Here is a 24970-nt window from a genome sequence, read left to right on the forward strand (position 1 = left end):
CGAGAAGGGCGGTATGATAGCGGGCTGAGCTCTTAGGCTCAAGGTGCAGCTTTGTTTCGGTGAATTTCACGGAGTGCGTTTTGCCTGAACCTTTCTCGTTGAGCGTGATTGTCCCGGTCTGGATGGAGGCTGCGAGCGTTGCTGATACGCTCCGGGCTCTGCAGCCGATTCGCGCTCGGGGGCATGAGGTTATTGTGGTGGATGCTGGCAGCAGTGATCGCACCGCCGAACTGGCAAGGCCTCTGTGCGATCGGTTGGTGGTTTCCGGGAAGGGTCGGGCGGTTCAGATGAACGCCGGTGCGGCTGTTGCCAAGGGGGACGTGTTTCTTTTCCTGCACGCAGACACCCGGCTTCCGGACAATGCCCTGGATCATCTCGTGGAATTTGCCCGCTCGCACCGTGCCTGGGGCCGGTTTAATGTGCGCCTGAGTGGCCAGCGGCCGACGTTCCGGGTGATTGCCTGGTTTATGAACCAGCGCTCCCGCCTGACCGGTATCTGCACCGGCGATCAGGCGATGTTTGTGCGCCGGGATGCATTCGAGGCGCTGGCGGGTTTTCATCCCATGCCTTTGATGGAAGATGTGGAATTTTCCCGCCGCCTTTGCCTGGTGTCCCGTCCCTTCTGTATAAAAGAACCTGTCGTTACCGATAGCCGCCGGTGGGAAGAGCACGGTGCCTGGCGGACGATTTTCCTGATGTGGCGGTTGCGCTGGCGTTATTGGCGCGGTGAATCGCCGGAGTCTCTGGCCCAAATCTACCGATCGGATGTCCGTAATGCCTCAAAGTAATCCCCCCTCGGCGGTATTTCTCCAGTTTGCCAAGTGGCCGGAAGCCGGTCGGGTCAAAACCCGGTTGATGCCGGAATTGGGCGCGATAGGTGCGCTCGAAGCCCATATAAGGCTCACGCTGGCGGTTCTGGACAACCTGTGCGCTACCGGGTATCCGGTGGAGTTCTGGTGGGACCGGCCGGTGGATGACCGGCCAGGGGAAGCTGCCACCATTCTTGAAGAAGTGAACGGTGCGGGGCTGGTTCAGGGGGTGCAGCAGGGCAGCACGCTCGGGGAGAGAATGCACGCGGCACTCAGCCAATCCCTTCGCGACTATGACAGGGTCCTGGTGGTTGGCAGCGACTGTCCCTCTGTGGATCCGGATTATGCCCGCAAGGCGGTGGCCAGTCTGGCGGATTACGATGTTGTGCTGGGGCCGTCTGATGATGGCGGTTATGTCCTGATTGGCGCTTCACGGGTAGCCGAGGGAATGCTGGATAACATTGCCTGGGGTTCGCCGGATGTTCTGATCCAAACCTGTGAACAGCTTGATGCTGCAGGGCTCAGCTATTTCGTGCTGGAGCCCCGCTGGGATGTGGACGAGCCCGAAGACTGGGCCCGTTTTCTCCGTACCTGCTGAGACTGTCAGCTGGCGGGCACTGGCGGTAGTTCGGTCAACTTGCCCAGGGCCTGATCCGCTTGCAGGCCGTTGCCACCGGTGACCACCCGAAGTGACTGTTCCCGCTTAAGTACGGCTTTCCGGAAGGTGTCCAGAAGCTCCTGCAGACGGACATTCCTCACCGCTTCGGCCAGTTGCTCCCGGGAGTTGAAGCTTTCCGCACCACGATCAATCTCACGCCAGTAACGGCTGGAGATCTCGCCCAGTTGCCGGTCCTGTTCGAGCAGTTTGCTGATCACGGCCTGTTTTTCCTGGTTCAGCCGCTCACTGCTCAGCCCGGCCAGTGTGCTCTCGAATTCTACGGAGAATTCCGTTACCGCCTGGTCAATCTCGGTTTGTGAGGCGGACGGTGACTGCACTACAAAGCCCAGTGCCGGGGTCTCCAGCATTTCATAGGGGGTGGCGTAAACGATGTAGCCCAGCTGGCGGCTGGTTCGGATCTCCTCGTAGAAGGGGCTGCTGATGATCTGCGCCAGCAGGCGGAAACGGGCCCGCTCCTGGAAACTGGTGTTGTCTCCCTGCATGTAGAGCGTGTAGCCGGTGTCCGGGTGGTCTACGGTCAGGGAAACTTCGGTTTCCCGCTCTGGCAGTTGGCGCACCTGGCTGCGTGCTACCCGGGCGTTTTCGGTGTTTCGCAGGACCATGGCGTCGATCTGCCGGGCCAGATTGAGAGCCGATGCCTCAGTGAGATTTCCGTGGGCGAGCATCACCGGGTCTACTTGCGAGAATGCCGCCTTCGAGAACGAGCGCAGTTCATCGAACGTCACTTCCCGGGCTGCCCTGAGCTTTTCGTCCGTGCTCCAGGCGCCTTCGATCAGGGAGGTCTGGACAAATTCAGAGGTTTGCTCAACCGGGCGGTCTTTCGCCTTGTTCTGCAGGCTGTCGATCAGGTTCTGCCGGGCAATATCGAAACGCTGTCTGGTCAGCTCCGGTGCCGCTACCTGAAGCAGGATCCGGTTCATCAGGGTGTGCAGTTTGTCGTTGTAACCGCCCACACGAACCGTGATGCCGCGCAGGTGTGTATAAACACTGTAATCCAGGCCGGCCAGGCTGGCGGAGTAGGCCCAGGCATTGAGGTTGGCGTTGATGGAGTCCACCAGCAGCTGGGTCAGTACATTGCTGCGGGCAGATGCCGGTGCGGCCGGTGTTCGCAGGCTGATGAACACGTTGGCCCTGGGCGTATCAAACCGGGTATCCCGGGCAAACCAGACCTCCATGCCCCGGAGTGAGCCCAGTGATGTCGGCTTTTTCATGGTGCCCCCCGGCACCATCTCCAGGTCTTCTGGTACAAAGGGATTGGCGGACGGCAATTGCAGCTGGGCGGCAAGCTCCGGCAGCTGCGGGGTTGTCAGCGCGTTCGGATCCAGTGGCTCGCGGCTCCAGGCAGCCTCGTACCAGTCGGTGCGGTTCGGATTTTCCAGCCCGGGGTTCGGCGCCAGAACAAATGCGAGGACATTATCCGGCGTCAGCCGGTTCAGAATATCCCGGTACTGCTCCGGCGCATAACGTTCAACCAGCCAGGGTGCACGAAGCAGGTCCTCCGGCGGATAATCCATGAGCTGGCTGGACAGTCGCATGGCCTCATGCAGTGGGCTGCCCTGTTCACGGAACCGGAAATCAATGCGGGCCAGGTTCTGCATCTCCAGGAAGCGTTGCTCACTGATGCCTTTCTGGCGAATCTTTTCGATGTAATCGAACACCAGTGGCAGGATTTCCTCGTGGCGGCTCAGCCCTTCCGGGGTCAGGGAGATGCTGATTTCCAGAGTGGCGTTTTCGCCGGTGTCCATTCCCAGACCGGCTGACAAACTTTCAGCAAGGCCGGCCCGTTTGAGGACATCAAACAGGCTGCCAGGCCCCTCATGGCCGAGCAGGTTGGCCACGTAACTGGCGGGCTTGGTTCGGTAGTTATTCTCTTGCGAGGGAATAGGGAAGGTCAGCGAGAGGCTTCGCACATCCTTGAGTGCTTCCACTGTTACCTTGGCCGGCAGTGCATCCTGTTCAAAGAGACTGGCGGTATGGCGCCTGGGTTGGAGACTGCGGTTTTCGATGGTGTCAAAGCGGCCACGCACCATGGCTTCCAGATCGTCCAGGGTTTGCGGCCCGTAAACCGCCAGAGACATAAGGTTGGCGGAATAGTGCTGCTTCCAGAATTCGATGAGGTCCGGGCGCAGCGGGTTGTCGTCGGTGTTTTCAAGCGTGCTCAAATTGCCAACGGCAAACTGGCTGAAGGCGTGGTTCGGATTGCTGACCGCCTTTTTAACGGAATAGAACCTGCGGCCATCGTCTTTCTGTTTGGCGCTGAACTCCGAATGGACGGCATTGCGTTCACGGTCCACCAGTTCGGCAGTGAACAGCGGTGCCGCAAACTGCTGGGCGAACCGGTCCAGTGCCGGTTTCAGAAATTCAGCCTGAATATCAAAGAAATAGTTGGTGTCCTGGAATGCGGTAAAGGCATTGTGCTGGCCGCCATGGCTCTTGATGAACTGCTGGTATTCACCCGGCGCCGGGTATTTTTCGGTGCCAAGAAACAGCATGTGCTCCAGGAAGTGGGAGAGCCCCTCGCGATTTTCCGGATCGTCTCCGCTGCCAACGGCCACATTCATTGAGGCCGCTGCCTTGTCTGCCTCCTTGTCCGAAACCAGGATAACCTTCAGGCCATTCTCCAGTTCGATGAACCGGTACTGGTTGTCATCATTGGGGCTTTTTTCCGGAATCTGGGCGGCAAGAGTAAAGGTGCTGAACAGCAGGAGTGTGAGCAGGGCAAACAGGCGTATCATCTGGCTTTGCATTGGGTGTTTCCTGGCGATGCGGGTGCTCATAGGCTCTCTGTTATCCTGTGAATGTGTTCTGGGTTCAGTGCATCAGCGCTTTGCGGGTACTTTCCGGCTGCTGGTCAAGGGTCTTACGAGCCAGGTCAGCGGCCTTCTCACCATCCAGCTGACCGGAGGCAATGCGCTCAAGGACGGTTGCCATAATGGCAACGGACTGGCGGTAATCGGAAAACTCGGCCTGAAAGGCGCTGTCGATGGCTTCGTAAACCGCCTGAATTTTCTGCTCGCGGGCCCCGGCGTTTTCGGCCGTATCGTTAATGGCCTTCAGGCAGGCCCGGGCAATAGAAATGTAGCGTTCCGCGTTGGGGTTGTCTTTTTGCATGATCGGGATTCCGGCGGTCGGTTTTCCTGTGAAGTGAAGAGATGCCAAAAGGCGCGATAAGTTCCTGATTATGTCATTGCTGGCGGGGTGTTTCATTGCTTTGTGGTAATCCTGCAATGGGGCAGGCAGGCGGCAATTCCTGTGCTAGTCTCAAAAGCATTGTGTCGGTGAACCGGACACGCCTTTTAAAGGCCCCGGCCCGAAAAGTTAGAGTAATAGCTCTATTAAAAACAAAGGCTTGCAGAGTAAAAGCTCTAAAAAAGTTCGATACATGAAGGTTGCAATTAAGTACAATGCCGGCGTTTCCGGATTGACCTAAGACTTTAGTCGCATGGGGGCCGGCATGGATAGACAACAACCGAGCAACAAGCAGGGTGGACGATTGATGAATTATTTCCTGACCGGTGGCACCGGATTTATTGGCCGATTTCTCGTAGAGAAGCTGCTGGCACGCGGTGGCACGGTACATGTGCTGGTACGTGAGCAGTCCCAGGATAAACTCGAACAACTGCGCGAACGCTGGGGCGCAGACGAAACCCAGGTAAAGGCCGTTATCGGCGACCTGACCAGTAAAAATCTGGGTATCGATGCCAAAACGCTCAACGCCCTGAAGGGACAGGTTGATCATTTCTTCCATCTGGCGGCGGTGTACGACATGGGTGCCGATGAAGAGGCCCAGCAGGCAACCAACATTGAGGGCACCCGGGCTGCGGTCAATGCGGCCGAAGCCATGGGCGCGAAGCATTTCCATCACGTGTCTTCCATCGCCGCGGCCGGTCTGTTCAAGGGTATTTTCCGTGAGGACATGTTCGAGGAAGCGGAGAAGCTGGATCATCCGTACCTGCGCACCAAGCACGAGTCCGAGAAGGTCGTGCGCGAAGAGTGCAAGGTGCCGTTCCGCATCTACCGTCCGGGCATGGTCATCGGTCATTCCGCCACCGGCGAAATGGACAAAGTGGATGGCCCCTATTATTTCTTCAAGATGATCCAGAAAATCCGCCACGCACTGCCCCAGTGGGTTCCCACCATTGGCATTGAAGGCGGCCGGCTGAACATTGTGCCGGTGGATTTCGTGGTCAAGGCCATGGACCATATCGCCCACCTTGAGGGTGAAGACGGCAAGTGCTTCCACCTGGTGGATTCAGACCCGTACAAGGTTGGTGAGATTCTCAATATCTTCAGCGAGGCGGGTCACGCTCCCAAAATGGGCATGCGTATCGATTCCCGTATGTTTGGCTTTATTCCGCCATTCATCCGTCAGAGCCTGAAGAACCTGCCGCCGGTGAAACGGCTGACAGCAGCGGTTCTGGACGATATGGGCATTCCGCCTTCGGTGATGTCCTTCATCAACTATCCGACCCGTTTTGATGCCCGCGAAACCGAGCGCGTTCTGCAGGGTACCGGTATCGAAGTGCCGCGCCTGCCGGATTACGCACCGGTTATCTGGGATTACTGGGAGCGCAACCTGGATCCGGACCTGTTCAAGGACCGCACACTGCGGGGCACAGTTGAAGGCCGCGTTTGTGTGGTTACTGGTGCAACCTCCGGTATCGGTCTGGCCACGGCCCAGAAACTGGCTGACGCAGGCGCCATCCTCGTTATCGGCGCCCGTAAACTGGAGCGCCTGAAAGAAGTATCGGCGGAGCTGGAGTCCCGTGGTGCCAGCGTGCATGCGTATCCGTGCGATTTCTCGGATATGGAAGCCTGCGATGAGTTCGTGAAAACCGTTCTGGATAACCACGGCCATGTCGATGTGCTGATCAACAACGCCGGCCGCTCCATCCGCCGCTCACTGGATCTGTCCTTCGACCGTTTCCATGACTTTGAGCGCACCATGCAGCTGAACTATTTCGGCTCTGTGCGCCTGATCATGGGCTTTGCACCCAAGATGCTGGAGCGTCGCCGCGGCCACGTGGTGAATATTTCCTCCATCGGTGTACTGACTAATGCACCCAGGTTCTCCGCCTACGTCGCCTCAAAGTCCGCGCTGGATGCGTTCAGCCGTTGTGCCGCCTCTGAGTGGTCTGACCGCAACGTAACCTTCACCACCATTAACATGCCGTTGGTAAAAACGCCGATGATCGCACCAACAAAGATCTACGATTCGGTGCCAACGCTGTCGCCGGATGAAGCAGCAACTATGGTGGCCGATGCCATCGTTTACCGGCCGAAGCGCATTGCGACCCGTCTGGGTATCTTTGCCCAGGTGCTGCATGCCCTGGCGCCGAAGATGGGCGAGATTGTCATGAACACGGGTTACCGGATGTTCCCGGATTCACCGTCTGCCGCAGGCAGCAAGTCTGGCGAGAAGCCCAGGGTGTCTTCCGAGCAGGTAGCCTTTGCTGCCATCATGCGAGGCATTTACTGGTAATCGTAATGTGCCCCGAAATGAAAAAACCCGCCTCGGCCTAGCCGTTCACTTAAAGTGGATCTGGCTTGGCCCAGTCGGTTAGTAGAAAGGGCCGCTGGATTTCCCAGCGGCCCTTTTCGGCATCTGATCACAAAAAGCAGGAAAAACCCCTGCATGGTAATGCCATTAGCTGGATCAGGATTTGCCACCGCTCTTGCCTGCATCATTTATATCAATCATCCCTACTGAGCGTGCTTTTTTGTTAAAGCTCACTGTCGAGGTGCAACCACGGCTTTCGCAAATAACAGTTATGAGTGCATCGCTAAAATCGGCGTTCCCGGTTGAGAACCGCTTGAGCGCCAGATACACCAAATCGGCTTCGTCGATCATCAACTGTTTGGTGGTCAATAGTGCGTTGACAACATTTTGAATGGCATTTTTCGGTTGCTGGTAGCACGTCTCCAAAACCCAGATAACCTCAACCAGCACAATCGATGTAACGAAGCCTGGATTGCGCGAGGTCAACCGCTCCTCAACCAGCCTGTTAGTAATAGCCGCTTGACCTGGGTCGTCCTGGGTTAGGTAGCGCACGAGAACATTGGTATCCAGCCCAATCATAGACCCGCCCTTTGCCGGATCGCTGAGTCCATTTCCTCTATGCTGACGATCCGGGTAGGCGTAATCATTCCCTTCAGCCGACTAACATCCTCAACAGCGGCAAGCACTTCCCAGTGACCTTCCGCCACTTTCACAAACTCCACTCGATCTCCAGGGCCAACCTTCATGTCGGTGCGGACGTTAGCCGGGATCGTAATTTGTCCTTTACTGGTAATCGTTGCTGTAGTCATTTCACCTTTCCTCTTATCAAAATCCTTACTATAGGTAAGGTATCAATTAGGCAAAAAAATAGCCAGCGCTGACTCATGTTTTCCTGTCGGGTTTAAGCGCCTCGGTTTCGGCCATAACGAAGTGTTCATGGCCGGCAAGTGGGAGATCTGGAAAGATATCTTTCTATTGGAAAAAGGCACCAACACTGTATGGCTGCACAGAATTGGTACCTTTGTAGCACGGCCCTCTTGCCTGAATCCACTTTAAGTGAACGGCTTGCGCCTTGGCGGGTTTTTTGTGGCTGTTATCCGGTCTTTTCCGGGATCAGGGGAGGCGGAAAGCCGCCCAGTTGCTTCCAGCGATTGACGATACCGCAGAACAGGTCTGCCGTTTTTTCGGCATCGTAGGCGGCAGAGTGGGCTTCCTTGTTACTGAACGGAATGCCGGCCAGCTTGCAGGCCTGGGCCAGGACGGTATGGCCGTAGGCGAGGCCCGCCAGGGTAGCGGTGTCGAAGGTCGAAAAGGGATGGAACGGATTGCGCCGGATATCGGAACGCAGTGCGGCTGCGAAGATGAAGTTATGGTCAAAGGAGGCGTTGTGGCCAACCAGAACCGCCCGTTTGCAGTCGTGGTTTTTGACGGCCTTACGGATCGGATTGAAGATTTCGCTCAGGCCTTCCCGCTCGGGCACCGCCTCCCGTTCCGGATTCCAGGGGTCAATGCCGGTAAAGTCCAGGGCGGACTGCTCCAGGTTGGCGCCTTCAAAGGGATCAATCTGCTGAACGTGGGTTTCGGTGCGGCGCAACCAGCCGTCGTCGTCCATGGTCAGGATAACGGCTGCCACTTCCAGTAACGCGTCTCGCTCGGGATTGAAACCGGCGGTTTCCACATCGACAACAACGGGCAAAAAGCCGCGGAAACGGCGGGACATAGGGTGCGGTGGTTTGTTTTCGTCAGTCACTCAAGCTCCGGTCTTGGCCGTGTGTGAGAAGGAATCAGCTATGTTTCGCCAGCCGCCAGTGAACAGTTTCACCGGCTTTCAGCGGCACAATGGTGCCCTCAGCCAGGGGCAGCTCCCTGGGCATGGTCCAGGGCTCACGAACCAGGGTGATGGTGTCGGTGTTGCGCGGCAGGCCATAGAAATCGGCGCCGTTGAAGCTCGCGAAGGCCTCGAGTTTGTCGAGAATGCCCAATTCTTCGAAGATGTCGGCATACAGGCCGATGGCGCCGTAGGCGGAGTAACACCCGGCACAGCCGCAGGCCGCTTCCTTGCGATCTTTGGCGTGGGGCGCGGAATCGGTTCCCAGGAAGAAGCGTTGGTCACCGCTGGCAACGGCGTCCCGCAGGGCCTGCTGATGGCGGTTGCGCTTGAGGATTGGCAGGCAGTAAAGATGTGGGCGAATGCCACCTACAAGCATGTGGTTGCGGTTGTACATCAGATGCTGGGGCGTCAGGGTGGCGCCCAGGTTATCACCGCTATGCTGTCTCACAAAGTCCGCCGAATCGGCCGTGGTGATGTGCTCCAGTACTATCCGGAGGTTCGGGAATGCTTCCAGAGTCGGGGCCAGCACCCGCTCCAGAAAGACCTTCTCCCGGTCGAAAATGTCGATATCGGCATCGGTCACCTCGCCATGCACCAGAAGCAGCATGCCGCAGTCGGCCATGGCTTCCAGTACCGGGTAGATGTTCCGGATGTCCTTCACGCCGGAGGCGGAATTGGTGGTGGCGCCGGCCGGGTAGAGCTTTGCGGCCACGAGGCCAGCGGCTGTGGCCTCCCGGATGGTTTCCGGGGTAGTGCTTTCGGTCAGGTACAGGGTCATCAGTGGTTCAAAGCCGGTGCCGCTGGCGGCTGCAAGGATCCGGTCCCGGTAGGCGGTGGCATCCGCTGCGGTTGTTACCGGTGGTGCCAGGTTGGGCATGATGATGGCCCGTCCGAAACAGGCCGCAGTGGCAGGCACGACGTCCCTCAGGATATCGCCGTCCCGGACGTGGAGGTGCCAGTCGTCGGGGCGGGTAAGAGTAAGCTGGTCTGTCATGGCAGTTGTCCGCAATACCTTTGGCGAGGCCGGGCCGGAAAAATTGGCAAGGCCGGGGCTGAAAAATTGGCAAGGCCGGGGCTGAAATTAAAGGACCTTGAAAAAATTTGCCGGATTATACCAGAAGGGGCCGGCGATTGTTTTCGCCTGGGGGCTAAAGAAACACGGACGAAGGCCGTTAAACACTCAAAGCTTTTTAACTCCCTGATACCGATGGCAACCGATATGGGATTCCGCCCCCGCAACAATCCGATGACTGTGCTGGCCGCCTGCCTTTTCAGTGTGTTTTTGCCCGCAAGTGGGCAGGCTGCGAGCTATGGTGCTGGTATTGAAAATAGCCAGTGGTACCTGGCCGAGTCGGTTTTCGAATGTCGCCTGGTGCACGAAGTGCCCGGTTATGGGCGAGCGGTTTTCTATCATCGCGCCGGCGAAAGCCTGTCGTTCTTTCTGGAATCTGAATCGCCGCTGATGCGCCCGGGGCGGGGTAGCCTGGTAGCAGAAGCGCCATCCTGGCGCCCGGGTGTGGCGCCGCGGCCCTTGGGAACGGTCAATGTCTCGGATGATCGCCGCCAGGTCACTCTGGATACCCGCCTGGCCTTTGTTCTGGCTCGCGGCCTGCTTGATGGCATGCGCCCCGTCGTTACCCGGGAGTCCTGGTTTGACGGCCGGCCGGTGCGGGTATATGTGTCCAACATCAATTTTTCCGGCGAGTATCAGCAATACCAGCGCTGTACTTCCAACCTGCTGCCGGTGAATTTTGACCAGATCCGCCGCTCACGCATTCCGTTTGCCAGCGGCAGCAGCCAGTTGTCGGATCGGGACAGGAAGTTGCTGGAAAATATTGTGACCTATGTGATTGCGGACTCGACAGTGGAACGGATTTTCGTGGATGGCCACAGTGACAGTATTGGCAGCCGGATCAACAACCGGGCCCTCTCGGAAGATCGTGCCAATGTGGTGGCGGATTACCTCAAGGCCCGGGGGCTTGATGAAAACATGATTACCGTCAGGGCCCATGGCGATCAGTACCCGGTATCAAACCGCCCGGCGGACAATCGCCGAACCAACATTCGCCTGCAGCGGGCCGGTGACCAGCCGGAACTGCAACAGGCCAACGGCTACGGCGGGGATCTCCGGGGATAACCGGGATCAGTAAACCGAATTCAGCACTTCCAGATGGGCGTTCACACTCTCCGCCAGAGCACGCAGGTGGTACCCGCCTTCCAGCGTTGAAATGATCCGGTCGTTGCTATGTTCATGGGCAACGCCCACAATCATTTCTGTCAGCCAGCGGTAGTCTTCAGCATCCAGGTTCAGCTCCGCCATCGGGTCCAGTCGGTGGGCGTCAAAGCCCGCTGAAATAACGATCAACTGGGGTTTGAAGTCGTTCAGCCGCTTCAGCCAGCCCGCCTCCACCCGCTTCCGGTACTCCTCTGAGGAACAGTTCGCCTCAATCGGAATGTTCACAATATTTTCCGCTTGCCGGTGCACGTGGGAGTGCGGGTAGAAGGGGTGCTGGAAGCTGGAGCACATCAGGATCCGTTCATCACCACTGACAATATCCACCGTGCCGTTGCCCTGGTGCACATCAAAATCGATGATCGCGACCCGTTCGAGATGATGGAAGGTCAGCGCGCGCATGGCGGCCAGGGCGACGTTGTTGTAAAAACAGAAGCCCATGGATTTGGCGCGCTCGGCATGGTGGCCTGGCGGGCGGGCACAGACAAAGGCATTGGTTACCTGGCTGCTCATGACCATATCCACCGCCTGGATATTGGCGCCGGCGGCCAGGCGGGCGGCGCGAAGGGTATCCGGCATCATGGCGGTATCCGGGGCGGTAAACACCCGGCCCCGGGTCGGTTGCATCAGGTCGAGCTGGTGCAGGTATTTTTCCGGGTGCACCGTCAGAAGCTGATCACGGGTAATTTCCTCCGGCCGGACCCAGTCGAGCTTCTGGTCCAGCCCGGTATCCGCCAGATAACTGATGATGGCCGCAAGTCGCTCCGGGCTCTCCGGGTGCTCCGGGCCCATGTTGTGTCTCATGAAGTCATCGTGGGAAAAGAATGCCGTGGTCATACGTCTCGGGCTGCCTTCAATATGCTTATATTTTCTCCAAGCTTATCAGGGAAAACCACAGGGTGCCGTGTTTCTTTGGTCTTATAGAGACGATAGCCATTTCACATCTGCGGTTCACGGCATAAGATAAGGGTCGCATCCATAAGTAACCTGTTTTATTGCATTTATTACCTCAACGGCCTTCCGGCCGGACAGAAGGAGAGTCAGCTTGAGCACCCGGTATCTGGAAAGCCTGTTCAACCCCGCGTCCATTGTGGTGATCGGTGCGTCGGAGCGGGCGGATAACCTTGGCGGCATGGTATTAAGGAACCTGATGGGGGGCGGTTATCCCGGACGGTTGCTGGTGGTTAACCAGAACGATTACGAGAACGTCCACGGGGTGCCGTGCGTCAGGAAAGTCTCGAAAATGGAATTTTCCCCGGATCTGGCCATTATCTGCACCCCGCCGGACACCGTAGCCAAGACCATAAAACGACTGGGTGAGGCCGGTGTTCGCACCGCCATTGTGATGACCGGTGGCATGTCCCGTACTCACAGTAAAACCGGGCAGCCCCTGATGTATTCGGTACGGGAGGCGGCCCGGGAAACCGGTATACGGGTTCTTGGCCCCAACACCATCGGTCTGATGGTGCCGGCCCGCAGCCTGAACGCCACCTATGCCCACATGGGGGTGATTCCTGGCCGGGTGGCTTTCGTTGGCCAGTCGGGCACCATTGCCAGCTCGGTGATTGACTGGGCTTTCGCCCGGGGTGTCGGGTTTTCCTATTTTTTGACCCTTGGCGATGGCATGGACATCGATCATGACGATCTGATTGATTACCTGGCCCAGGACACCCAGACCCGCGCTATTCTGCTTCACATCGAGAACATTCCCAACGCCCGTCGTTTCATGTCGGCGGTCCGGGTGGCTTCCCGCACCAAGCCAGTGATTGCGGTGAAATCCGGCCGGGTGCCGGAATCCGAGTGGTTTCCCCATGAATTACCGGCCGGGCTCAAACGCAGTGACCCGATCTATGATGCCATGCTGCAGCGTGCCGGTGTGCTGCGGGTTGACGGTCTGGGGCAGATGTTCGATGCCCTGGAAACCCTGACGCGAATGCGACCGCTCCGGCGGGAAACGTTGGCGATCATGGCCAATGGAGTAGGGCCGGGGGTGCTGGCGGTGGACCGGCTGGCGGACCTGGGCGGCGAGCTGGCGGAGTTGTCGGAATCCAGCATCAAGGCGTTGGCCCAGCTGCTGCCCCCATACTGGACCCGCAAAAACCCCATTGACCTTAACTACGATGCGTCTCCTGAGCTTTACGGCAAGGCCATCAAGATCCTGGCCAAGGATCCGGAAGTGGCGAATGTGCTGGTGATGTACGCACCCAGCCTGACCGAAGACAGTCTCCAGATTGCTGACGCGGTGGTGCAGGCTTCCAAGGGCACCCGCCTGAATGTGTTCACCTGCTGGTTGGGCCAGAGTACGGTCATGGATGCCCGGGAGGAGTTCTATCGGGCCGGGTTGCCGTCGTTCTTCAATCCGGAGAAGGCGGTGATGGCGTTCATGCAGCATGTTCGCCATCAGCGGGTTCAGCGGCTGCTGACGGAAACCCCGGAATCCTTTACCGATCATTTTGCCGACCGCACTCACACTCGTAAGGTGGTCATGAGGGCATTGCGTTCGGGGCGCTGCCACTTGTCCAACCGCGAAGCCCGTGATCTTGTTCGGGACTATGGGGTCAGCACCATTGACACGATTTACTGCGATGACATGGAAGAGGTGCTGGAGGCCTTTGCGGTTGAACGCAGGCCGATTGATATCACCATCATTCATGAGCAGGCCTGCCACCCATTCCTGAATCTCAGTCCGACACAACGGCGCTACAAGGGCACCGTGCAGAAGCTGAACAGTGAAGCAGCCATCATGGATTCCTGCCGCTACCTGATGGAGGAATATCAGAGTCACTTCCCGGACAGTGGCTTTCTTGGGTTTGCGGTGCAGCGTTCCTACCAGCATGTGGGTGGTATCGAGTTCAGCGTTGGCATCACCCGGGACGCGCTGTTTGGCCCACTCGTGGTCTGCGGTGCCGCCGGTGCCCAGATCAACGTGATGACCGACCGCCAGATCGCTTTGCCGCCTCTGAACATGGTGCTGGCAAGGGAGCTTCTGCGCCGCACCTATATGTACAAGCTGCTCAAGGAACACAGCCTGAAGCCGGAGGAGGATATCCGGGCGGTTTCTGAAACCCTGGTGACACTGTCCCAGATTGTGATCGACATTCCGGAGATTCAGGGCCTGGAGATCGCGCCCTTGCTGTTTAACGAACAGGGGGCTGTAGCCGTGAATATCGCCATCAACCTGGCGGACAAGCCCGGCCGGCCGATTATCCAGCCTTACCCCAGAGAGCTCGAAGAGTGGATTGTGCTACCGAAATCCGGCCGGCGGGTGATTATCCGGCCGGTACTGGCCGAGGATGAACCTGCCCACCGGGCCTTCCATGAGTTGCAGTCGCCCGAATCCATCCGCTACCGGTTCTTCCAGTACCGCAAGCACTTCTCCCGGGAAGACGTGGCCCAGATGGTGCAGATTGATTACGACCGGGAAATGGTGTTCATCGCCAACGCGCCAAAGGAAGACGGCGAGGGTGAGGAAACCCTTGGAACCGTGCGAACGTGGACCGACGCCGACAACCTACAATGCGAGTTTGCGGTGATGGTGCACGACAAAATGAAGGGTGAAGGCCTGGGCGTTGCACTGATGCAGAAAATGATCGACTACTGCCGTGCCCGGGGCACCATGGAAATGGTCGGAAACGTGCTGCCGGACAACCGCCCGATGTTGCAACTGGCGGAGCATCTGGGTTTCGAGATCAAGTTCAACACGGAAGAGGAAGTGATGGATCTGCGGCTGGTTCTGAATGAACCGGAAAAGGACTGGCAGCGGGAGCGGTTGGGGAAAATGGGGTCAGATGAAAATGGGGTCAGATGAAAAGTTCATCTGACCCCATTTTCATCTGACCCCGAGTTCACGAGTTCAGGCGACAATCGCCGAGCGGTCTTCGCCGCCCAGGGCTTCCAGCAGTCCCGGAATCAGCCTGGACAGCTCCAGGGTCATCAGGGTGAAGGCTGCGTCGAACTTGGCCGCCGCGTCGTCCGCATCGACGTCGTCGAGCTGGTCCTGGAGGGTTTCGCCGAATTTCAGGCGGCGGATGCCCAGTTCCTCATCCAGCACGAACGAGACGTTGTCATCCCAGGTGAGAGACAGTTTGGTAACCTGCATGCCGGCGTCCAGATGATTGCGGATTTCGTCCGCTTTCAGGTCCAGGCCTTTGCAGCGCACCACGCCGCCGTCCTCGGACGGATCTTTCAGTTCGCATTCACTGCCCAGAACCACTGTGCCGGGTAAATCAATGGATTCGTTCAGCCAGCCGGTAAAGGTGAAGGCGGGTGCCTGCTCCACGGCCGGTGGGCGCACCGGTAGCGAACCCAGGCTCTTGCGCAGGGTTGAGGCCAGATCTTCGGCCTGTTTCGCAGAGCCGGCGTCAACGACCAGCACACCGTCCTGTGGTGCGAGATAGGCAAAACAGCGGCGATTCCTGGAGAAGGCCTGCGGTAGCATCTCCAGCATCACCTGTTCCTTGATCTCGTCCTTTTCCTTGCGGCGAACTTTGCGGCCCTGCTCGAATTCAATGGCTTCTGCTTTTTCTTCAACCGCTTCCTTGACCACCGGGCCGGGAAGAATCTTCTCTTCCTTGCGCAGGGCAATCAGATGGTAGCCGTTGGCGCTGTGAACCAGCAGCTCACCATGCTTGCCCAGCGGCGGCACCCAACCCTGGCGGCTGGTTTCCTGGGGACCGCAGGGCTTGAAGGCGTCCTCCCGGAGCTTTTCTTCCAGCTCTTCGGCGGAGATATCAAACGGTTTGGTAAAACGGAATACGCGAGCGTTGCGAAACCACATCAGGGCTGGTCCTTGTCTTTCATATTTGCATGATCTCTACGAGTACGGTTTTAACGATAAAGCCCACAACACCGGCGCCCAGTACGGTAAACAGGGCAATGGTGCCGAATTTTCCGGCCTGTGATTTCTTGGCCAGATCCCAGACGATGAAACCCATCCAGACAATCAGGCCGGTCAGAAACACCAGCATGGCGATCTGGGAAAACACTGCTTCGTTCATTGTTTACTCCGATATCAACGTGGATCAGGAAGCCTCAGGTTGACTCCCTATTGTTCATCCCGCAGGAAAACCCAGTTGTTCTTATCGGATTGGTCTTCGCTGAAGTAGTAGCCTTCGAGGTTGAACCCCTTGAGGTCGTCGGCTTGTTTAATGCGGTTCTGAATGGCAAACCGACACATCTGGCCGCGGGCTTTCTTGGCGTAGAAGCTGATCATCTTGTACTGACCATTCTTCCAGTCCTTGAATTGGGGGGTAACCAGCCGGCCTTCAAGGTCTTTCTTCTTTACGCTTTTGAAATACTCGTTGGAGGCAAGGTTCACCAGTACGCCGTCATCGTCTGCCAGCAGGCGGTTGATCTCGTCTGTGATCTTGCTGCCCCAGAACGCATAGAGATCCTTGCCACGGCGGTTCTCGAACCGGGTACCCATTTCCAGGCGATAGGGCTGCATCAGGTCCAGAGGTTTCAGTACCCCGTACAGGCCTGAGAGCATGCGCAGGTGTTGCTGGGCGAACTCGAAATCCTGCTCACTGAAGCTTTCGGCGTCCAGGCCGGTGTACACGTCGCCCTTGAAAGCCAGTACGGCCTGGCGGGCGTTCTCGGGCGTAAACGGCGTGTGCCAGTTCCGGAAGCGCCCGGCGTTCAGCTGGCCCAGCTTGTCGCTGATGCCCATCAGGTTGCTGATCTGGTGCGGTTCCAGTTCCTTGAGCTGATCGACCAGCTCACAGGCTTCATCGAGAAAGTCCGGCTGGCTGTAGGTGCTGGTCGCCAGCGGGCTTTCATAGTCCAGCGTCTTGGCAGGGGAAATAACCATCAGCATGTCAGGCAATCCTCATTGCAGGAATGTGAGTAATTCATCCCTGGTAAAAGGCCAGTCCAGTTCCTCGCCGGTGTCGTTACGTCGCAACACCGGTATCCGGGTGCCGTAGCGTTCCACCAGCTCTTCGGACTGGGCAATGTCCACCACGTCTACCGGTATGGGTTCCGGCATCGGCGTATTTACAAGCAGGGCTTCGGCCAGTTCGCACAAATGGCACTGAGACGTAGTGTAAAAAAGCAGTTCCATTATTTCGGTTGTGCGTCCAGTTTTTGGCCGTTGACACCCTGGCTGTCCCTGCCCATGAGATACAGGTAAATCGGCATAAGGTCTTCCGGCGCCGGATTCTGCTGTGGGTTCTCCGCCGGGTAGGCGTGGGCTCTCATATTGGTACGGGTGGCGCCCGGATTCAGACTGTTTACCCGCACATTGTGACGCTCGTCATCCAGCTCTTCGGACAGCAACTGGCTGAGGCCCTCTACCGCAAACTTGGAGACTGCGTAAGCGCCCCAGTAGGCCCTTGCTTTCCGGCCGACGCTGGAGGAGGTGAAGATCACCGAGGCATCGCCGGATTTGCGCAACAGGGGAATCATCGCCCGGCTCAGGAGAAAGGGGGCCGTGGTGTTCACGTGCATGACCTTGTTCCAGGTTTCCGGGTCGTACAACTCCACCGGGCATAGGTTACCCAGGATGGCGGCGTTGTGCAGCAAGCCGTCCAACTGGCCGAAATTATCTTCCAGGGTCATCGCAAGTTCTTCGTAATCCTTGACTGCCGCCCCCTCGAAGTTCATTGGCACAATGGCAGGTTTCGGGTGGCCCGCGGCCTCGATTTCGTCGTAAACCGTTTCCAGCTTGCTGACAGTGCGGCCCACAAGTACGACAGTCGCACCATGGGCGGCATAGGCTTTGGCGGCGGCCCTGCCAATGCCGCTTCCGGCACCGGTAACCATGACGATACGGTCTTTCAGAAGATCCGCGGGTGCTTGGTAATCATGCATAATCTGTCTCCGTGTCAAGCTTTTCCCGGCCTGGAAGCCGGATCGTCAAATTGGCTGGCTATTGTAACAGCTTTGCCAGATCGGTGACGGTGTCGGCGATCAGGTCGGCTTGCCACAGGTCAATGCTCTCCGGTTGCTCGATGTAACCGTAGCGCACCGCAATGGTTTTCATGCCGGCATTACGCCCGGCTTCGATATCACGTTCGTGGTCGCCCACATAAATTCCTGTGCCGGGCTCCGTGCCCATTTGGTGGCAGGCCAGGATCAGAGCTTCGGGGTGAGGTTTGCGTTGGGCAACGTGATCCGGGCAGACCAGCGCCGCACAGCGGTCTGCCAGATCCAGTGCCTGGATCAGCGGTACGGCGAACCGGGCCGGCTTGTTGGTGACAATGCCCCAGGGTATTCCCCGCGCCTCGAGGGCTTTCAGAAGCTCGTCCATGCCCTCAAACAGTGTGGTTTCAACCGCCACGCCTGTTTCGTAGAGATCCAGGAAGGCCGTGTGCTTTTCCAGATAATCCGGATCTTCCGGTTTCAGCCCGAGCCCGACCCGGATCATCGCCCGGGCGCCGTTGGAGACCGAGCGGCGAATGTGTTCCGGGGGCAGGGCAGGCAGTCCATGCTGTTCCCGCAACTGGTTCAGGCAGCGGATAAAATCCGGTGCCGTGTCAATCAGCGTTCCGTCCAGGTCAAACAGGACAGCAGAGGGCTCAGTCTTCACGGATATCCCTGGCATGCATCAGGTAGTTCACGTCCACATCCCGGCTCAGTTTGTAGATCCTGGTGACCGGGTTATAGGTCATGCCGGTAAGCTCACGGACATCCAGTCCGGCGTGACGCAGGTGATCGGACATCTCCGAGGGCCGGATGAATTTTTTCCACTCGTGGGTTCCCTTCGGCAGCAGCCTGAGCACGTATTCGGCACCGACAATGGCGAACAGGAACGACTTCGGATTGCGGTTGATGGTTGAGACGAACAGATGGCCGCCGGGCTTGAGCATGGCGGCACAGGCCCTGATCACCGATGCGGGGTCCGGCACGTGTTCCAGCATTTCCAGGCAGGTGACCACATCGTACTGGCCGGCATGCTCGCTGTCCTGGGCCAGTTCTTCCACGGTTATCTGGCGATAATCTACATCAACCCCGCTTTCCAGGCCGTGCAGCCGCGCCACGGAGAGTGGCGCCTCGCCCATGTCGATGCCGGTTACGTGGGCGCCGCGCCGGGCCATACCCTCGGACAGCAGGCCGCCGCCGCAGCCGACATCCAGTGCTCGCTTGCCAGCCAGGGAGACCCGCTCGTCAATGTAGTTCAGGCGCAGGGGATTGATGTCGTGCAGCGGCTTGAATTCGCTGGTGGGATCCCACCAGCGGCTGGCCAGGGCTTCAAACTTGGCGATTTCATTCCGGTCTACGTTCTGGTTTGTCATGGTTGGTTCTGCCTGGTGAATCAATAGAAAATCGGTTGGTCAGTGCGTTTGCGGATTCGCCCGGCCCAGTCATCGACCCGAAGCATGAGATCGGCGACATCAATTCGGGTAAGCCGGCCATCCTGTAGTTGCGGTACGCCGTTTATCCAGCTGTGGCTTACTGACCGGCCGTGGTTGCTGTACACGAGGTGGGAGGCGGGGTCATAAACCGGCTGCAGGAACGGGTCGCTCAGGTCAATGGCTATGATGTCGGCCAGCTTGCCCGAAACCAGGGAGCCCAGCTCGTGATCCCGGCCGAGGGCCCGGGCACCGTTGATGGTGGCTATTTCCAGGGCCCGGTGCGCCGACAGCGCGGCAGCGTCCCCGGCCACAACCTTGGCCACCATGGCAGCGGTGCGCATTTCACCGAACAGGTCCAGATCGTTGTTGCTGGCGGCACCGTCCGTACCGATGGCAACGTTTACTCCGCTATCGAGGAGTTTCTGGACCGGACACAGGCCACTGGCCAGCTTCAGGTTGGATTCCGGGCAATGGATAACCTGGGCCCCAGACTGCTGAAGCAGGCTGATATCGCTGTCATCGATCTGGGTCATGTGTACGCACTGGGTTTCCGGGCGCAACACGCCAAGCTCTGCCAACCGGGCTGTTGGGCGCTTGCCGAGTTTTTTACTGGCCTCGGCCACTTCGAAAGCCGTTTCATGCAGGTGTATCTGGATCCGTGCGCCGGTGTCTTCTGACAGCCGGACCGCTTCGGCCATGGGGCCGTCTGACACAGTATAGGGCGCATGGGGGCCAATGGCCGACATGATGTAGTCATCGGCCTTCCAGGTGTCGATAAACGCTCGCCCTTTACTCAGATACTCCTCCGGTCCTGAACCCCAGGGGGTGGGGGCATCCAGTAACGGAAAGCAGATCTGGGCGCGGATACCGGCGTCGTGGGCGACCTGGGCCGCAATCTCGGGGAAGAAGTACATGTCCGAGAAAGTGGTGGTGCCTGTGCGCAGCATTTCGGCCATGGCCAGCTGGGTGCCATCGGCAATGAACGGCTCGCTGATAAAGCGACCCTCGGCCGGCCAGATGTGATCGTTCAGCCAGGTCATCAGCGGAAGGTCATCCGCCATGCCCCTGAAGAGCGTCATCGCCGCGTGGCCGTGCATATTGATCAGGCCAGGCATGACCACATGATGCGGCAGATCAACCGTTTCGCGGGTTCTGAACTCCCGGTCTGCCTGCTGTTGGGGAATAATCCCGGCAATCCGGGTTCCCTGAATGATCACTGCCTGGTTCTCAAGCACCATGCCCGCCGGCTCAATCGGGATCAGCCAGCGTGCGTTGATGCGAATATCGGCTGCGGTGATGGTGTCGGCCGTCATTAACCCTGCCTTCCAGCGGTTGGCGCGGTGCCGCCGCGCTATGGAAATGTAGTCCGGAAGTATAACCGTTATACTGAAGCTTTTCAGCGCTGCAAACCGGAGCATTTTTATGGCACAAACCCCGAAACCGTCTTCTGAGCGTGGCATTGGCACCGTTGCCATAAGATGGCACGGCAGCAGTCTTGAACTGCTGGACCAGCGCCTGCTGCCCGGGGAGGCGCACTGGATTACCCTCGAAGGCGCAGTCGGTGTGGCGCAGAGCATTCGGGATATGGTGGTTCGCGGCGCCCCGGCCATTGGTATCAGTGCGGCTTACGGGATCGCTCTGGCGGCACGGCATGCAGGTGGCGGCGACTGGAAGGCGGAAATAAAGCAGTCTATCCGCGAGCTTGCAGCGTCCCGACCCACGGCGGTCAACCTGTTCTGGGCGTTGCAGCGAATGGAGCAGGTGTTTCACCAATGCCATTCCCTTGACGAGGCGGAAAAGCGGCTGGCCAAAGAGGCGGTGGCGATTCACGAGGAAGATCTCGCCGCCAATGTTGCCATGGCGGACCATGCCCTGGAATTCATGGCGCCGGACAAACCCATATCGGTGCTTACCCACTGCAATACCGGAGCTCTGGCCACAGGCGGCTACGGCACAGCGCTGGGTGTTATCCGCCGGCTGAACGAGGAAAAGCTGCTGAAGGAAGTCTTTGCCGATGAAACCCGGCCCTGGCTTCAGGGCAGTCGCCTGACCGCCTGGGAGCTATCCCGCGACGGTATCCCTGTCACCCTGAATGTCGATGGTGCGGCGGCGGCGATCCTGGCTCGGGGAGAGGTGCGATGGGTCATTGTCGGTGCGGATCGCATCACCGCCAATGGCGATGTCGCCAACAAGATCGGCACCTACAGCCTGGCGGTTCTGGCACGCCACCATAAGGTTGGCTTTATGGTGGTGGCCCCCTCCAGCACGGTGGATATGTCCCTGGCCTCGGGCGCGGACATCCCCATTGAAGAGCGTGAAGGCCTGGAAGTGCGGGAGATTCGGGGGATTCCGCTGGCGCCGGAAGGCGTAAAGGTGTTCAACCCGGTGTTTGATGTAACCCCGGCCAGCCTGATTGATGCCATCGTTACGGAAAAGGGGGTGGTGCATAACCCGAATATTACCGGTATGCGGGCGCTATTTGGCTGACGGACTCTTGCCCGCTGGTCGCTTCCTGGCCGTTGGCTGCTTTTCAGGCTTGCCGGGCTCAGCGGGCTCCGGTTCCTCATAAGCCGCACGCAGTTCCTCTACCTGCCTTTCCTGTTCTTCCACAAAGTGCAGGGACATCTCGAAACTGTGGCGGGTGAACTCCAGTACCTTCTGGAAACCTTCGTCTGAAAGCGTGCGGGCATCGTCATGCCGGCGGAAGATATTGATGAACTCCCGCTCGCGCTCGAACTGCAGCGGCAGCCTTGCCAGACCCCAGTCATTCAGGAGCTGCCAGACCTCGGGGTTGTAGTTGCGCGTGGTGCGCATGATGAACGGAATGGGGTCGTTCCGGGCGATAAGGGCAGCAAGCCGGAGGATCAATTCGAACGAGAGGGTGGTGGTGCCGTTTTCAATGGCTTCCAGGACCGATTTGTCCCGGAGATTCAGGGCCTCGCTCATTTCCGACAGGGTCAGGCCGGCCACTTCCCGGATATCTTTCAGGGACTGACCAGCGGTTAGCATGGCCCGCAGCTGATCCTGGGAATTGATCAGGGCCCGGCCAACCCGACGGGAAGTGTCGGTGGCCTTGACCCCAAAACGAAGCGCCGAGCCGGTCAGGCTGGCCAGGCGGTCAATCAGGCCCTCTTGCGTTCGTTCCTGGGCCGCCGGTTTTTCAAGGCCGTCAACCTCTTCCAGAGAGCGCATGGCATGAAGTGCGTCCAGGAGCATGTCCCGAAGCATTCGCGCCTTTTGCCGGTTGTCCTGTCCGCCGTCGCCGTTTTCAGTCATGGGAGCTGGTGGCTTCTGCTGCCACTTATCTGGCCGGAGCCTGGGCCGCAAACTGCTGTGGGGTCAGAATAGAAGCCATGCGGCTATCCAGATCCAGCATGTCCGCCATGATGTGTCCACCTTCCCGAATGACGAAATCGAGTTCTTCATCGGTTGAGTTCAGGTCCGCGGCCTGCTGGTCCTGCCAGTCTTCGAGATCGTCCAGCGAATCGAACGGCTGCTCTCCTTTGAGCTCCCGGCGGGCATTGGCAATCGCCAGGCGGGTGCGCTCAACCTGCTTGTGCTGCTCGCGGCGTTCTTCCTGATTAAGGCTGACGCTGTCTGTCGCCCGCTGTTCGGCCAGGAAGTCGATTTCCTGTTGCAAAAGACTGAACTCGGGGCTTGTCGAGAAGCGCTCCTCATGACGCTTGCGAAGCTCATCAATAATTCCGCTGAAATCGTAGTAGCGGGTGTGAGGCACGGCCTCAATCTGGTCCCAGGGAAGGGCATGATCAAGGGCGTCTTCACCGATTCGGGTCTTGTCGATGCGGGACGGAATCTCGATATCCGGGATAACTCCCTTGTGCTGGGTCGAACCGCCGGATACCCGGTAGAACTTCGACTGGGTAATCTTGAGCTGGCCATGGTTCAGCGGGCGAACGGCCTGCACTGTCCCCTTGCCGAAAGTCTGCGAGCCGACGACCAGCCCACGGCCATAGTCCTGAATGGCCCCTGCGAAGATCTCGGAGGCGGACGCACTCATGCGGTTGGTCAGGACCACCAGAGGGCCGTCATAAGCAACGGACGGATCGTCATCGTTGAGCACCTGCACGTCGTTGTTGGCGTTGCGGATCTGCACGGTTGGGCCTTTGTCGATAAACAGGCCGACCAGGTCATTGGCCTCATGCAGGGCGCCACCGCCGTTATTGCGCAGGTCAATCACCAGCCCGTCGACGCCTTCCGCCTGCAGCTCGGCAATCAGCTTGCGAACATCCCGGGTCGTGCTCTTGTAGTTGGGGTCACCGGCCTGCATGGCCTGGAAGTCAGCGTAGAAGGTAGGGATCGTGACAACGCCAATGGTGTATTCCTTGCCGCCCCGCTCCAGTTGGAGAGTGTCTTTGCTGGCGCTTTGCTCTTCCAGTTTCACCTCATCCCGTTTGATGGCGATGGTTTTGGTCATGGTTTCATCAGAGGCGGTGGCCGGAATAACTTCCAGGGTCACGGTTGAGTTCCTTGGGCCGCGGATCAGGTCCACGACTTCATCAAGGCGCCAGCCAATGACATTCACGGGTTTTTCATCTTCCTGGGACACCGCGACGATCCGGTCTGCCGGTTGCAACTGGCCCTGCTTGGACGCCGGCCCGCCGGGAACCAGCCGGACCACCTTGGTGTATTCGTTGTCTGACTGCAGAACCGCACCGATCCCTTCGAGAGAAAGGCTCATGTTGATGTTGAAGTTTTCGGATGTGCGCGGCGAAAAATAAGAGGTGTGTGGATCCCACATGCCGGTAAACGCGTTCATGTAGGCCTGAAACGCATCCTCACTGCGGGCCTGGTAGGCGCGTTTTAGCTGACCTTCGTAGCGACGAAGCAGCGTTTCTTTAATAGCATCGTCCTCGGTGCCACTGAGTCGTTGTGCCAGGACGGCGTTCTTGATTCGCTTGCGCCAGAGTTCGTCCAGGGCCCGGGCATCAGGTACCCAGTCCGTTTCTGAGCGATCGACGAGAATGCGCTCGTTTTCCGAGAAATCCAGATTGTTGATGCCATTGTCGATCACGCTAATGGCAAACTGCAGTCGCTCAATGATGCGCTGCTGGACCAGATTGTAGATATCGAAGCCGGGCTGTAACTGGCCGGTTTTCAGGGCTGAACCCAACTGACCTTTTATCCGGTCGAACTTCTGGATGTCCCCTTTGGTGAGGTAGATTCGCTGGCCGTCCAGATAAGCCAGATAGGCATCAAACACATCGCCGGACAGCTTGTCGCTGATGCCCAGATTGCGGAAATGGGTAAACTGCAGCTGGCGGGCAATCAGGATGTTTGCCCGTGCCTGCTCGATAGTGGGCGCGACCGGCTCGTAGATCGACGGAGAGTCGACTTTGGCCTGCAGTCCCAGTGGCGTCGAGAGCAGCAGCGCAACCGTGACTGCCTTGCATACTCCTGTCCGGATGTTCTGTGCCGGAGAGCGACGGGCCATAATTCTTTCCGCAATGGTCATAAATGTATACCTGACGGTGTTGGGCAGAAAAGCACAGTAAAGACGCTTGCCTGACCGTGAGCGAATAAATTTATTGTAGGCAAGCGCTACACCCGTTGCCATAGGCAGCACGTATCGGTTCGTGACAATCTGTCCATGAAGCCGGCAGGTT

The 24970-nt window shown here is 58.3% G+C and carries 23 protein-coding genes; 6 read left to right on the forward strand and 17 right to left on the reverse strand.

Features of this window, described 5'->3' with window-relative positions; translation table 11 throughout:
• Positions 1 to 80: 80 nt before the first annotated feature.
• Together NLK58_RS20355 and NLK58_RS20360 are read left to right on the forward strand one after the other, a co-directional pair.
• Complete coding sequence (locus tag NLK58_RS20355; RefSeq protein WP_117620098.1) at positions 81 to 788, forward strand: TIGR04283 family arsenosugar biosynthesis glycosyltransferase; 708 nt, start codon at positions 81 to 83, stop codon at positions 786 to 788.
• On the forward strand, positions 775 to 1407 hold the full coding sequence (locus NLK58_RS20360; RefSeq protein WP_117620099.1) for a TIGR04282 family arsenosugar biosynthesis glycosyltransferase: 633 nt from the start codon (positions 775 to 777) through the stop codon (positions 1405 to 1407). Before NLK58_RS20355 ends, NLK58_RS20360 begins: the two co-directional genes overlap by 14 nt.
• A gap of 5 nt (positions 1408 to 1412) precedes the next feature.
• On the opposite strand, the gene NLK58_RS20365 is transcribed toward NLK58_RS20360, so the two are convergent.
• Together NLK58_RS20365 and NLK58_RS20370 are read right to left on the reverse strand one after the other, a co-directional pair.
• On the reverse strand, positions 1413 to 4235 hold the full coding sequence (locus NLK58_RS20365; protein WP_341581621.1) for an insulinase family protein: 2823 nt from the start codon (positions 4233 to 4235) through the stop codon (positions 1413 to 1415).
• A 64-nt stretch (positions 4236 to 4299) separates the two neighbouring features.
• Positions 4300 to 4599, reverse strand: a complete 300-nt coding sequence (locus NLK58_RS20370) for a hypothetical protein (protein ID WP_341581622.1) — start codon at positions 4597 to 4599, stop codon at positions 4300 to 4302.
• A 385-nt stretch (positions 4600 to 4984) separates the two neighbouring features.
• Here NLK58_RS20370 and NLK58_RS20375 point away from each other — a divergent pair, with 385 nt between their 5' ends.
• On the forward strand, positions 4985 to 6970 hold the full coding sequence (locus NLK58_RS20375; RefSeq protein ID WP_341582835.1) for an SDR family oxidoreductase: 1986 nt from the start codon (positions 4985 to 4987) through the stop codon (positions 6968 to 6970).
• A 174-nt stretch (positions 6971 to 7144) separates the two neighbouring features.
• Here NLK58_RS20375 and NLK58_RS20380 read toward each other — a convergent pair whose 3' ends face one another.
• The 4 genes from NLK58_RS20380 to pyrC all read right to left on the reverse strand — a co-directional run bounded on the left by NLK58_RS20380 (position 7145) and on the right by pyrC (position 9813).
• Complete coding sequence (locus tag NLK58_RS20380) at positions 7145 to 7567, reverse strand: type II toxin-antitoxin system VapC family toxin (RefSeq protein ID WP_341581623.1); 423 nt, start codon at positions 7565 to 7567, stop codon at positions 7145 to 7147.
• On the reverse strand, positions 7564 to 7797 hold the full coding sequence (locus tag NLK58_RS20385; protein WP_341581624.1) for an AbrB/MazE/SpoVT family DNA-binding domain-containing protein: 234 nt from the start codon (positions 7795 to 7797) through the stop codon (positions 7564 to 7566). Before NLK58_RS20385 ends, NLK58_RS20380 begins: the two co-directional genes overlap by 4 nt.
• Before the next feature lie 284 nt (positions 7798 to 8081).
• Positions 8082 to 8738: a ribonuclease T gene (gene rnt, locus NLK58_RS20390; protein WP_341581625.1), complete on the reverse strand. Its 657-nt coding sequence runs from the start codon at positions 8736 to 8738 to the stop codon at positions 8082 to 8084.
• Positions 8739 to 8772: 34 nt separating this feature from the next.
• Positions 8773 to 9813: a dihydroorotase gene (pyrC, locus tag NLK58_RS20395; protein WP_341581626.1), complete on the reverse strand. Its 1041-nt coding sequence runs from the start codon at positions 9811 to 9813 to the stop codon at positions 8773 to 8775.
• A 225-nt stretch (positions 9814 to 10038) separates the two neighbouring features.
• On the opposite strand from pyrC, the gene NLK58_RS20400 reads away from it, so the two are divergent.
• Entirely contained in the window at positions 10039 to 10956 is a 918-nt protein-coding gene (locus NLK58_RS20400; RefSeq protein ID WP_117620484.1) for an OmpA family protein, read from the forward strand.
• 6 nt (positions 10957 to 10962) lie between these two features.
• On the opposite strand, the gene NLK58_RS20405 is transcribed toward NLK58_RS20400, so the two are convergent.
• On the reverse strand, positions 10963 to 11889 hold the full coding sequence (locus NLK58_RS20405) for a histone deacetylase family protein (protein WP_341581627.1): 927 nt from the start codon (positions 11887 to 11889) through the stop codon (positions 10963 to 10965).
• A gap of 208 nt (positions 11890 to 12097) precedes the next feature.
• Here NLK58_RS20405 and NLK58_RS20410 point away from each other — a divergent pair, with 208 nt between their 5' ends.
• Complete coding sequence (locus tag NLK58_RS20410; RefSeq protein ID WP_341581628.1) at positions 12098 to 14860, forward strand: GNAT family N-acetyltransferase; 2763 nt, start codon at positions 12098 to 12100, stop codon at positions 14858 to 14860.
• Between the two features lie 45 nt (positions 14861 to 14905).
• Here NLK58_RS20410 and rdgC read toward each other — a convergent pair whose 3' ends face one another.
• From rdgC to NLK58_RS20450, 8 genes are read right to left on the reverse strand one after another with little or no spacing between them, the layout of a single operon-like run.
• Positions 14906 to 15829, reverse strand: coding sequence for a recombination-associated protein RdgC (rdgC, locus tag NLK58_RS20415; RefSeq protein ID WP_117620109.1), 924 nt, complete (start codon positions 15827 to 15829; stop codon positions 14906 to 14908).
• A 19-nt stretch (positions 15830 to 15848) separates the two neighbouring features.
• On the reverse strand, positions 15849 to 16049 hold the full coding sequence (locus NLK58_RS20420; protein ID WP_058090221.1) for a DUF2788 domain-containing protein: 201 nt from the start codon (positions 16047 to 16049) through the stop codon (positions 15849 to 15851).
• A 47-nt stretch (positions 16050 to 16096) separates the two neighbouring features.
• Positions 16097 to 16867, reverse strand: coding sequence for a peroxide stress protein YaaA (gene yaaA / locus NLK58_RS20425; protein WP_341581629.1), 771 nt, complete (start codon positions 16865 to 16867; stop codon positions 16097 to 16099).
• A 12-nt stretch (positions 16868 to 16879) separates the two neighbouring features.
• Positions 16880 to 17113, reverse strand: a complete 234-nt coding sequence (locus NLK58_RS20430; protein ID WP_117620111.1) for a glutaredoxin family protein — start codon at positions 17111 to 17113, stop codon at positions 16880 to 16882.
• The gene (locus NLK58_RS20435; RefSeq protein ID WP_117620112.1) at positions 17113 to 17862 is read right to left on the reverse strand and encodes a YciK family oxidoreductase; all 750 of its coding nucleotides are present in this window, start codon (positions 17860 to 17862) and stop codon (positions 17113 to 17115) included. Before NLK58_RS20435 ends, NLK58_RS20430 begins: the two co-directional genes overlap by 1 nt.
• A gap of 58 nt (positions 17863 to 17920) precedes the next feature.
• The gene (gph, locus tag NLK58_RS20440; RefSeq protein WP_117620113.1) at positions 17921 to 18595 is read right to left on the reverse strand and encodes a phosphoglycolate phosphatase; all 675 of its coding nucleotides are present in this window, start codon (positions 18593 to 18595) and stop codon (positions 17921 to 17923) included.
• Entirely contained in the window at positions 18570 to 19286 is a 717-nt protein-coding gene (gene ubiG / locus NLK58_RS20445) for a bifunctional 2-polyprenyl-6-hydroxyphenol methylase/3-demethylubiquinol 3-O-methyltransferase UbiG (protein ID WP_117620114.1), read from the reverse strand. The genes gph and ubiG overlap by 26 nt, the downstream gene beginning before the upstream one ends.
• A 20-nt stretch (positions 19287 to 19306) precedes the next feature.
• A complete protein-coding gene (locus NLK58_RS20450) occupies positions 19307 to 20659 on the reverse strand; it encodes a TRZ/ATZ family hydrolase (RefSeq protein ID WP_117620115.1) in 1353 nt (450 codons plus the stop codon).
• Between the two features lie 109 nt (positions 20660 to 20768).
• Between NLK58_RS20450 and mtnA the strand changes: the two genes are divergently transcribed.
• Positions 20769 to 21833, forward strand: a complete 1065-nt coding sequence (mtnA, locus tag NLK58_RS20455; protein ID WP_117620116.1) for an S-methyl-5-thioribose-1-phosphate isomerase — start codon at positions 20769 to 20771, stop codon at positions 21831 to 21833.
• On the opposite strand, the gene NLK58_RS20460 is transcribed toward mtnA, so the two are convergent.
• Together NLK58_RS20460 and NLK58_RS20465 are read right to left on the reverse strand one after the other, a co-directional pair.
• Positions 21822 to 22622 (reverse strand): helix-turn-helix transcriptional regulator, encoded by an 801-nt coding sequence (locus NLK58_RS20460; RefSeq protein ID WP_117620117.1) that lies wholly within the window; start codon positions 22620 to 22622, stop codon positions 21822 to 21824. The two genes, mtnA and NLK58_RS20460, sit on opposite strands and share 12 nt — an antisense overlap.
• A gap of 25 nt (positions 22623 to 22647) precedes the next feature.
• Positions 22648 to 24819, reverse strand: coding sequence for a carboxy terminal-processing peptidase (locus NLK58_RS20465; protein ID WP_341581631.1), 2172 nt, complete (start codon positions 24817 to 24819; stop codon positions 22648 to 22650).
• Between the last annotated feature and the right edge of the window lie 151 nt (positions 24820 to 24970).

Source organism: Marinobacter metalliresistant (assembly GCF_038098645.1).
Lineage (GTDB): Bacteria > Pseudomonadota > Gammaproteobacteria > Pseudomonadales > Oleiphilaceae > Marinobacter > Marinobacter metalliresistant.

Coding starts and splice junctions, on each gene's coding strand:
- NLK58_RS20375 (WP_341582835.1), top strand. CDS start 4,985: ATGAATTATTTCCTGACCGGTGGCACCGGATTTATTGGCCGATTTCTC.
- NLK58_RS20460 (WP_117620117.1), bottom strand. CDS start 22,622: ATGACTGAAAACGGCGACGGCGGACAGGACAACCGGCAAAAGGCGCGA.
- NLK58_RS20360 (WP_117620099.1), top strand. CDS start 775: ATGCCTCAAAGTAATCCCCCCTCGGCGGTATTTCTCCAGTTTGCCAAG.
- NLK58_RS20420 (WP_058090221.1), bottom strand. CDS start 16,049: ATGAACGAAGCAGTGTTTTCCCAGATCGCCATGCTGGTGTTTCTGACC.
- NLK58_RS20370 (WP_341581622.1), bottom strand. CDS start 4,599: ATGCAAAAAGACAACCCCAACGCGGAACGCTACATTTCTATTGCCCGG.
- NLK58_RS20430 (WP_117620111.1), bottom strand. CDS start 17,113: ATGGAACTGCTTTTTTACACTACGTCTCAGTGCCATTTGTGCGAACTG.
- pyrC (WP_341581626.1), bottom strand. CDS start 9,813: ATGACAGACCAGCTTACTCTTACCCGCCCCGACGACTGGCACCTCCAC.
- NLK58_RS20405 (WP_341581627.1), bottom strand. CDS start 11,889: ATGACCACGGCATTCTTTTCCCACGATGACTTCATGAGACACAACATG.
- yaaA (WP_341581629.1), bottom strand. CDS start 16,867: ATGCTGATGGTTATTTCCCCTGCCAAGACGCTGGACTATGAAAGCCCG.
- NLK58_RS20465 (WP_341581631.1), bottom strand. CDS start 24,819: ATGACCATTGCGGAAAGAATTATGGCCCGTCGCTCTCCGGCACAGAAC.
- NLK58_RS20380 (WP_341581623.1), bottom strand. CDS start 7,567: ATGATTGGGCTGGATACCAATGTTCTCGTGCGCTACCTAACCCAGGAC.
- gph (WP_117620113.1), bottom strand. CDS start 18,595: ATGCCAGGGATATCCGTGAAGACTGAGCCCTCTGCTGTCCTGTTTGAC.
- NLK58_RS20365 (WP_341581621.1), bottom strand. CDS start 4,235: ATGCAAAGCCAGATGATACGCCTGTTTGCCCTGCTCACACTCCTGCTG.
- mtnA (WP_117620116.1), top strand. CDS start 20,769: ATGGCACAAACCCCGAAACCGTCTTCTGAGCGTGGCATTGGCACCGTT.
- ubiG (WP_117620114.1), bottom strand. CDS start 19,286: ATGACAAACCAGAACGTAGACCGGAATGAAATCGCCAAGTTTGAAGCC.
- NLK58_RS20450 (WP_117620115.1), bottom strand. CDS start 20,659: ATGACGGCCGACACCATCACCGCAGCCGATATTCGCATCAACGCACGC.
- NLK58_RS20400 (WP_117620484.1), top strand. CDS start 10,039: ATGGGATTCCGCCCCCGCAACAATCCGATGACTGTGCTGGCCGCCTGC.
- NLK58_RS20435 (WP_117620112.1), bottom strand. CDS start 17,862: ATGCATGATTACCAAGCACCCGCGGATCTTCTGAAAGACCGTATCGTC.
- NLK58_RS20385 (WP_341581624.1), bottom strand. CDS start 7,797: ATGACTACAGCAACGATTACCAGTAAAGGACAAATTACGATCCCGGCT.
- rdgC (WP_117620109.1), bottom strand. CDS start 15,829: ATGTGGTTTCGCAACGCTCGCGTATTCCGTTTTACCAAACCGTTTGAT.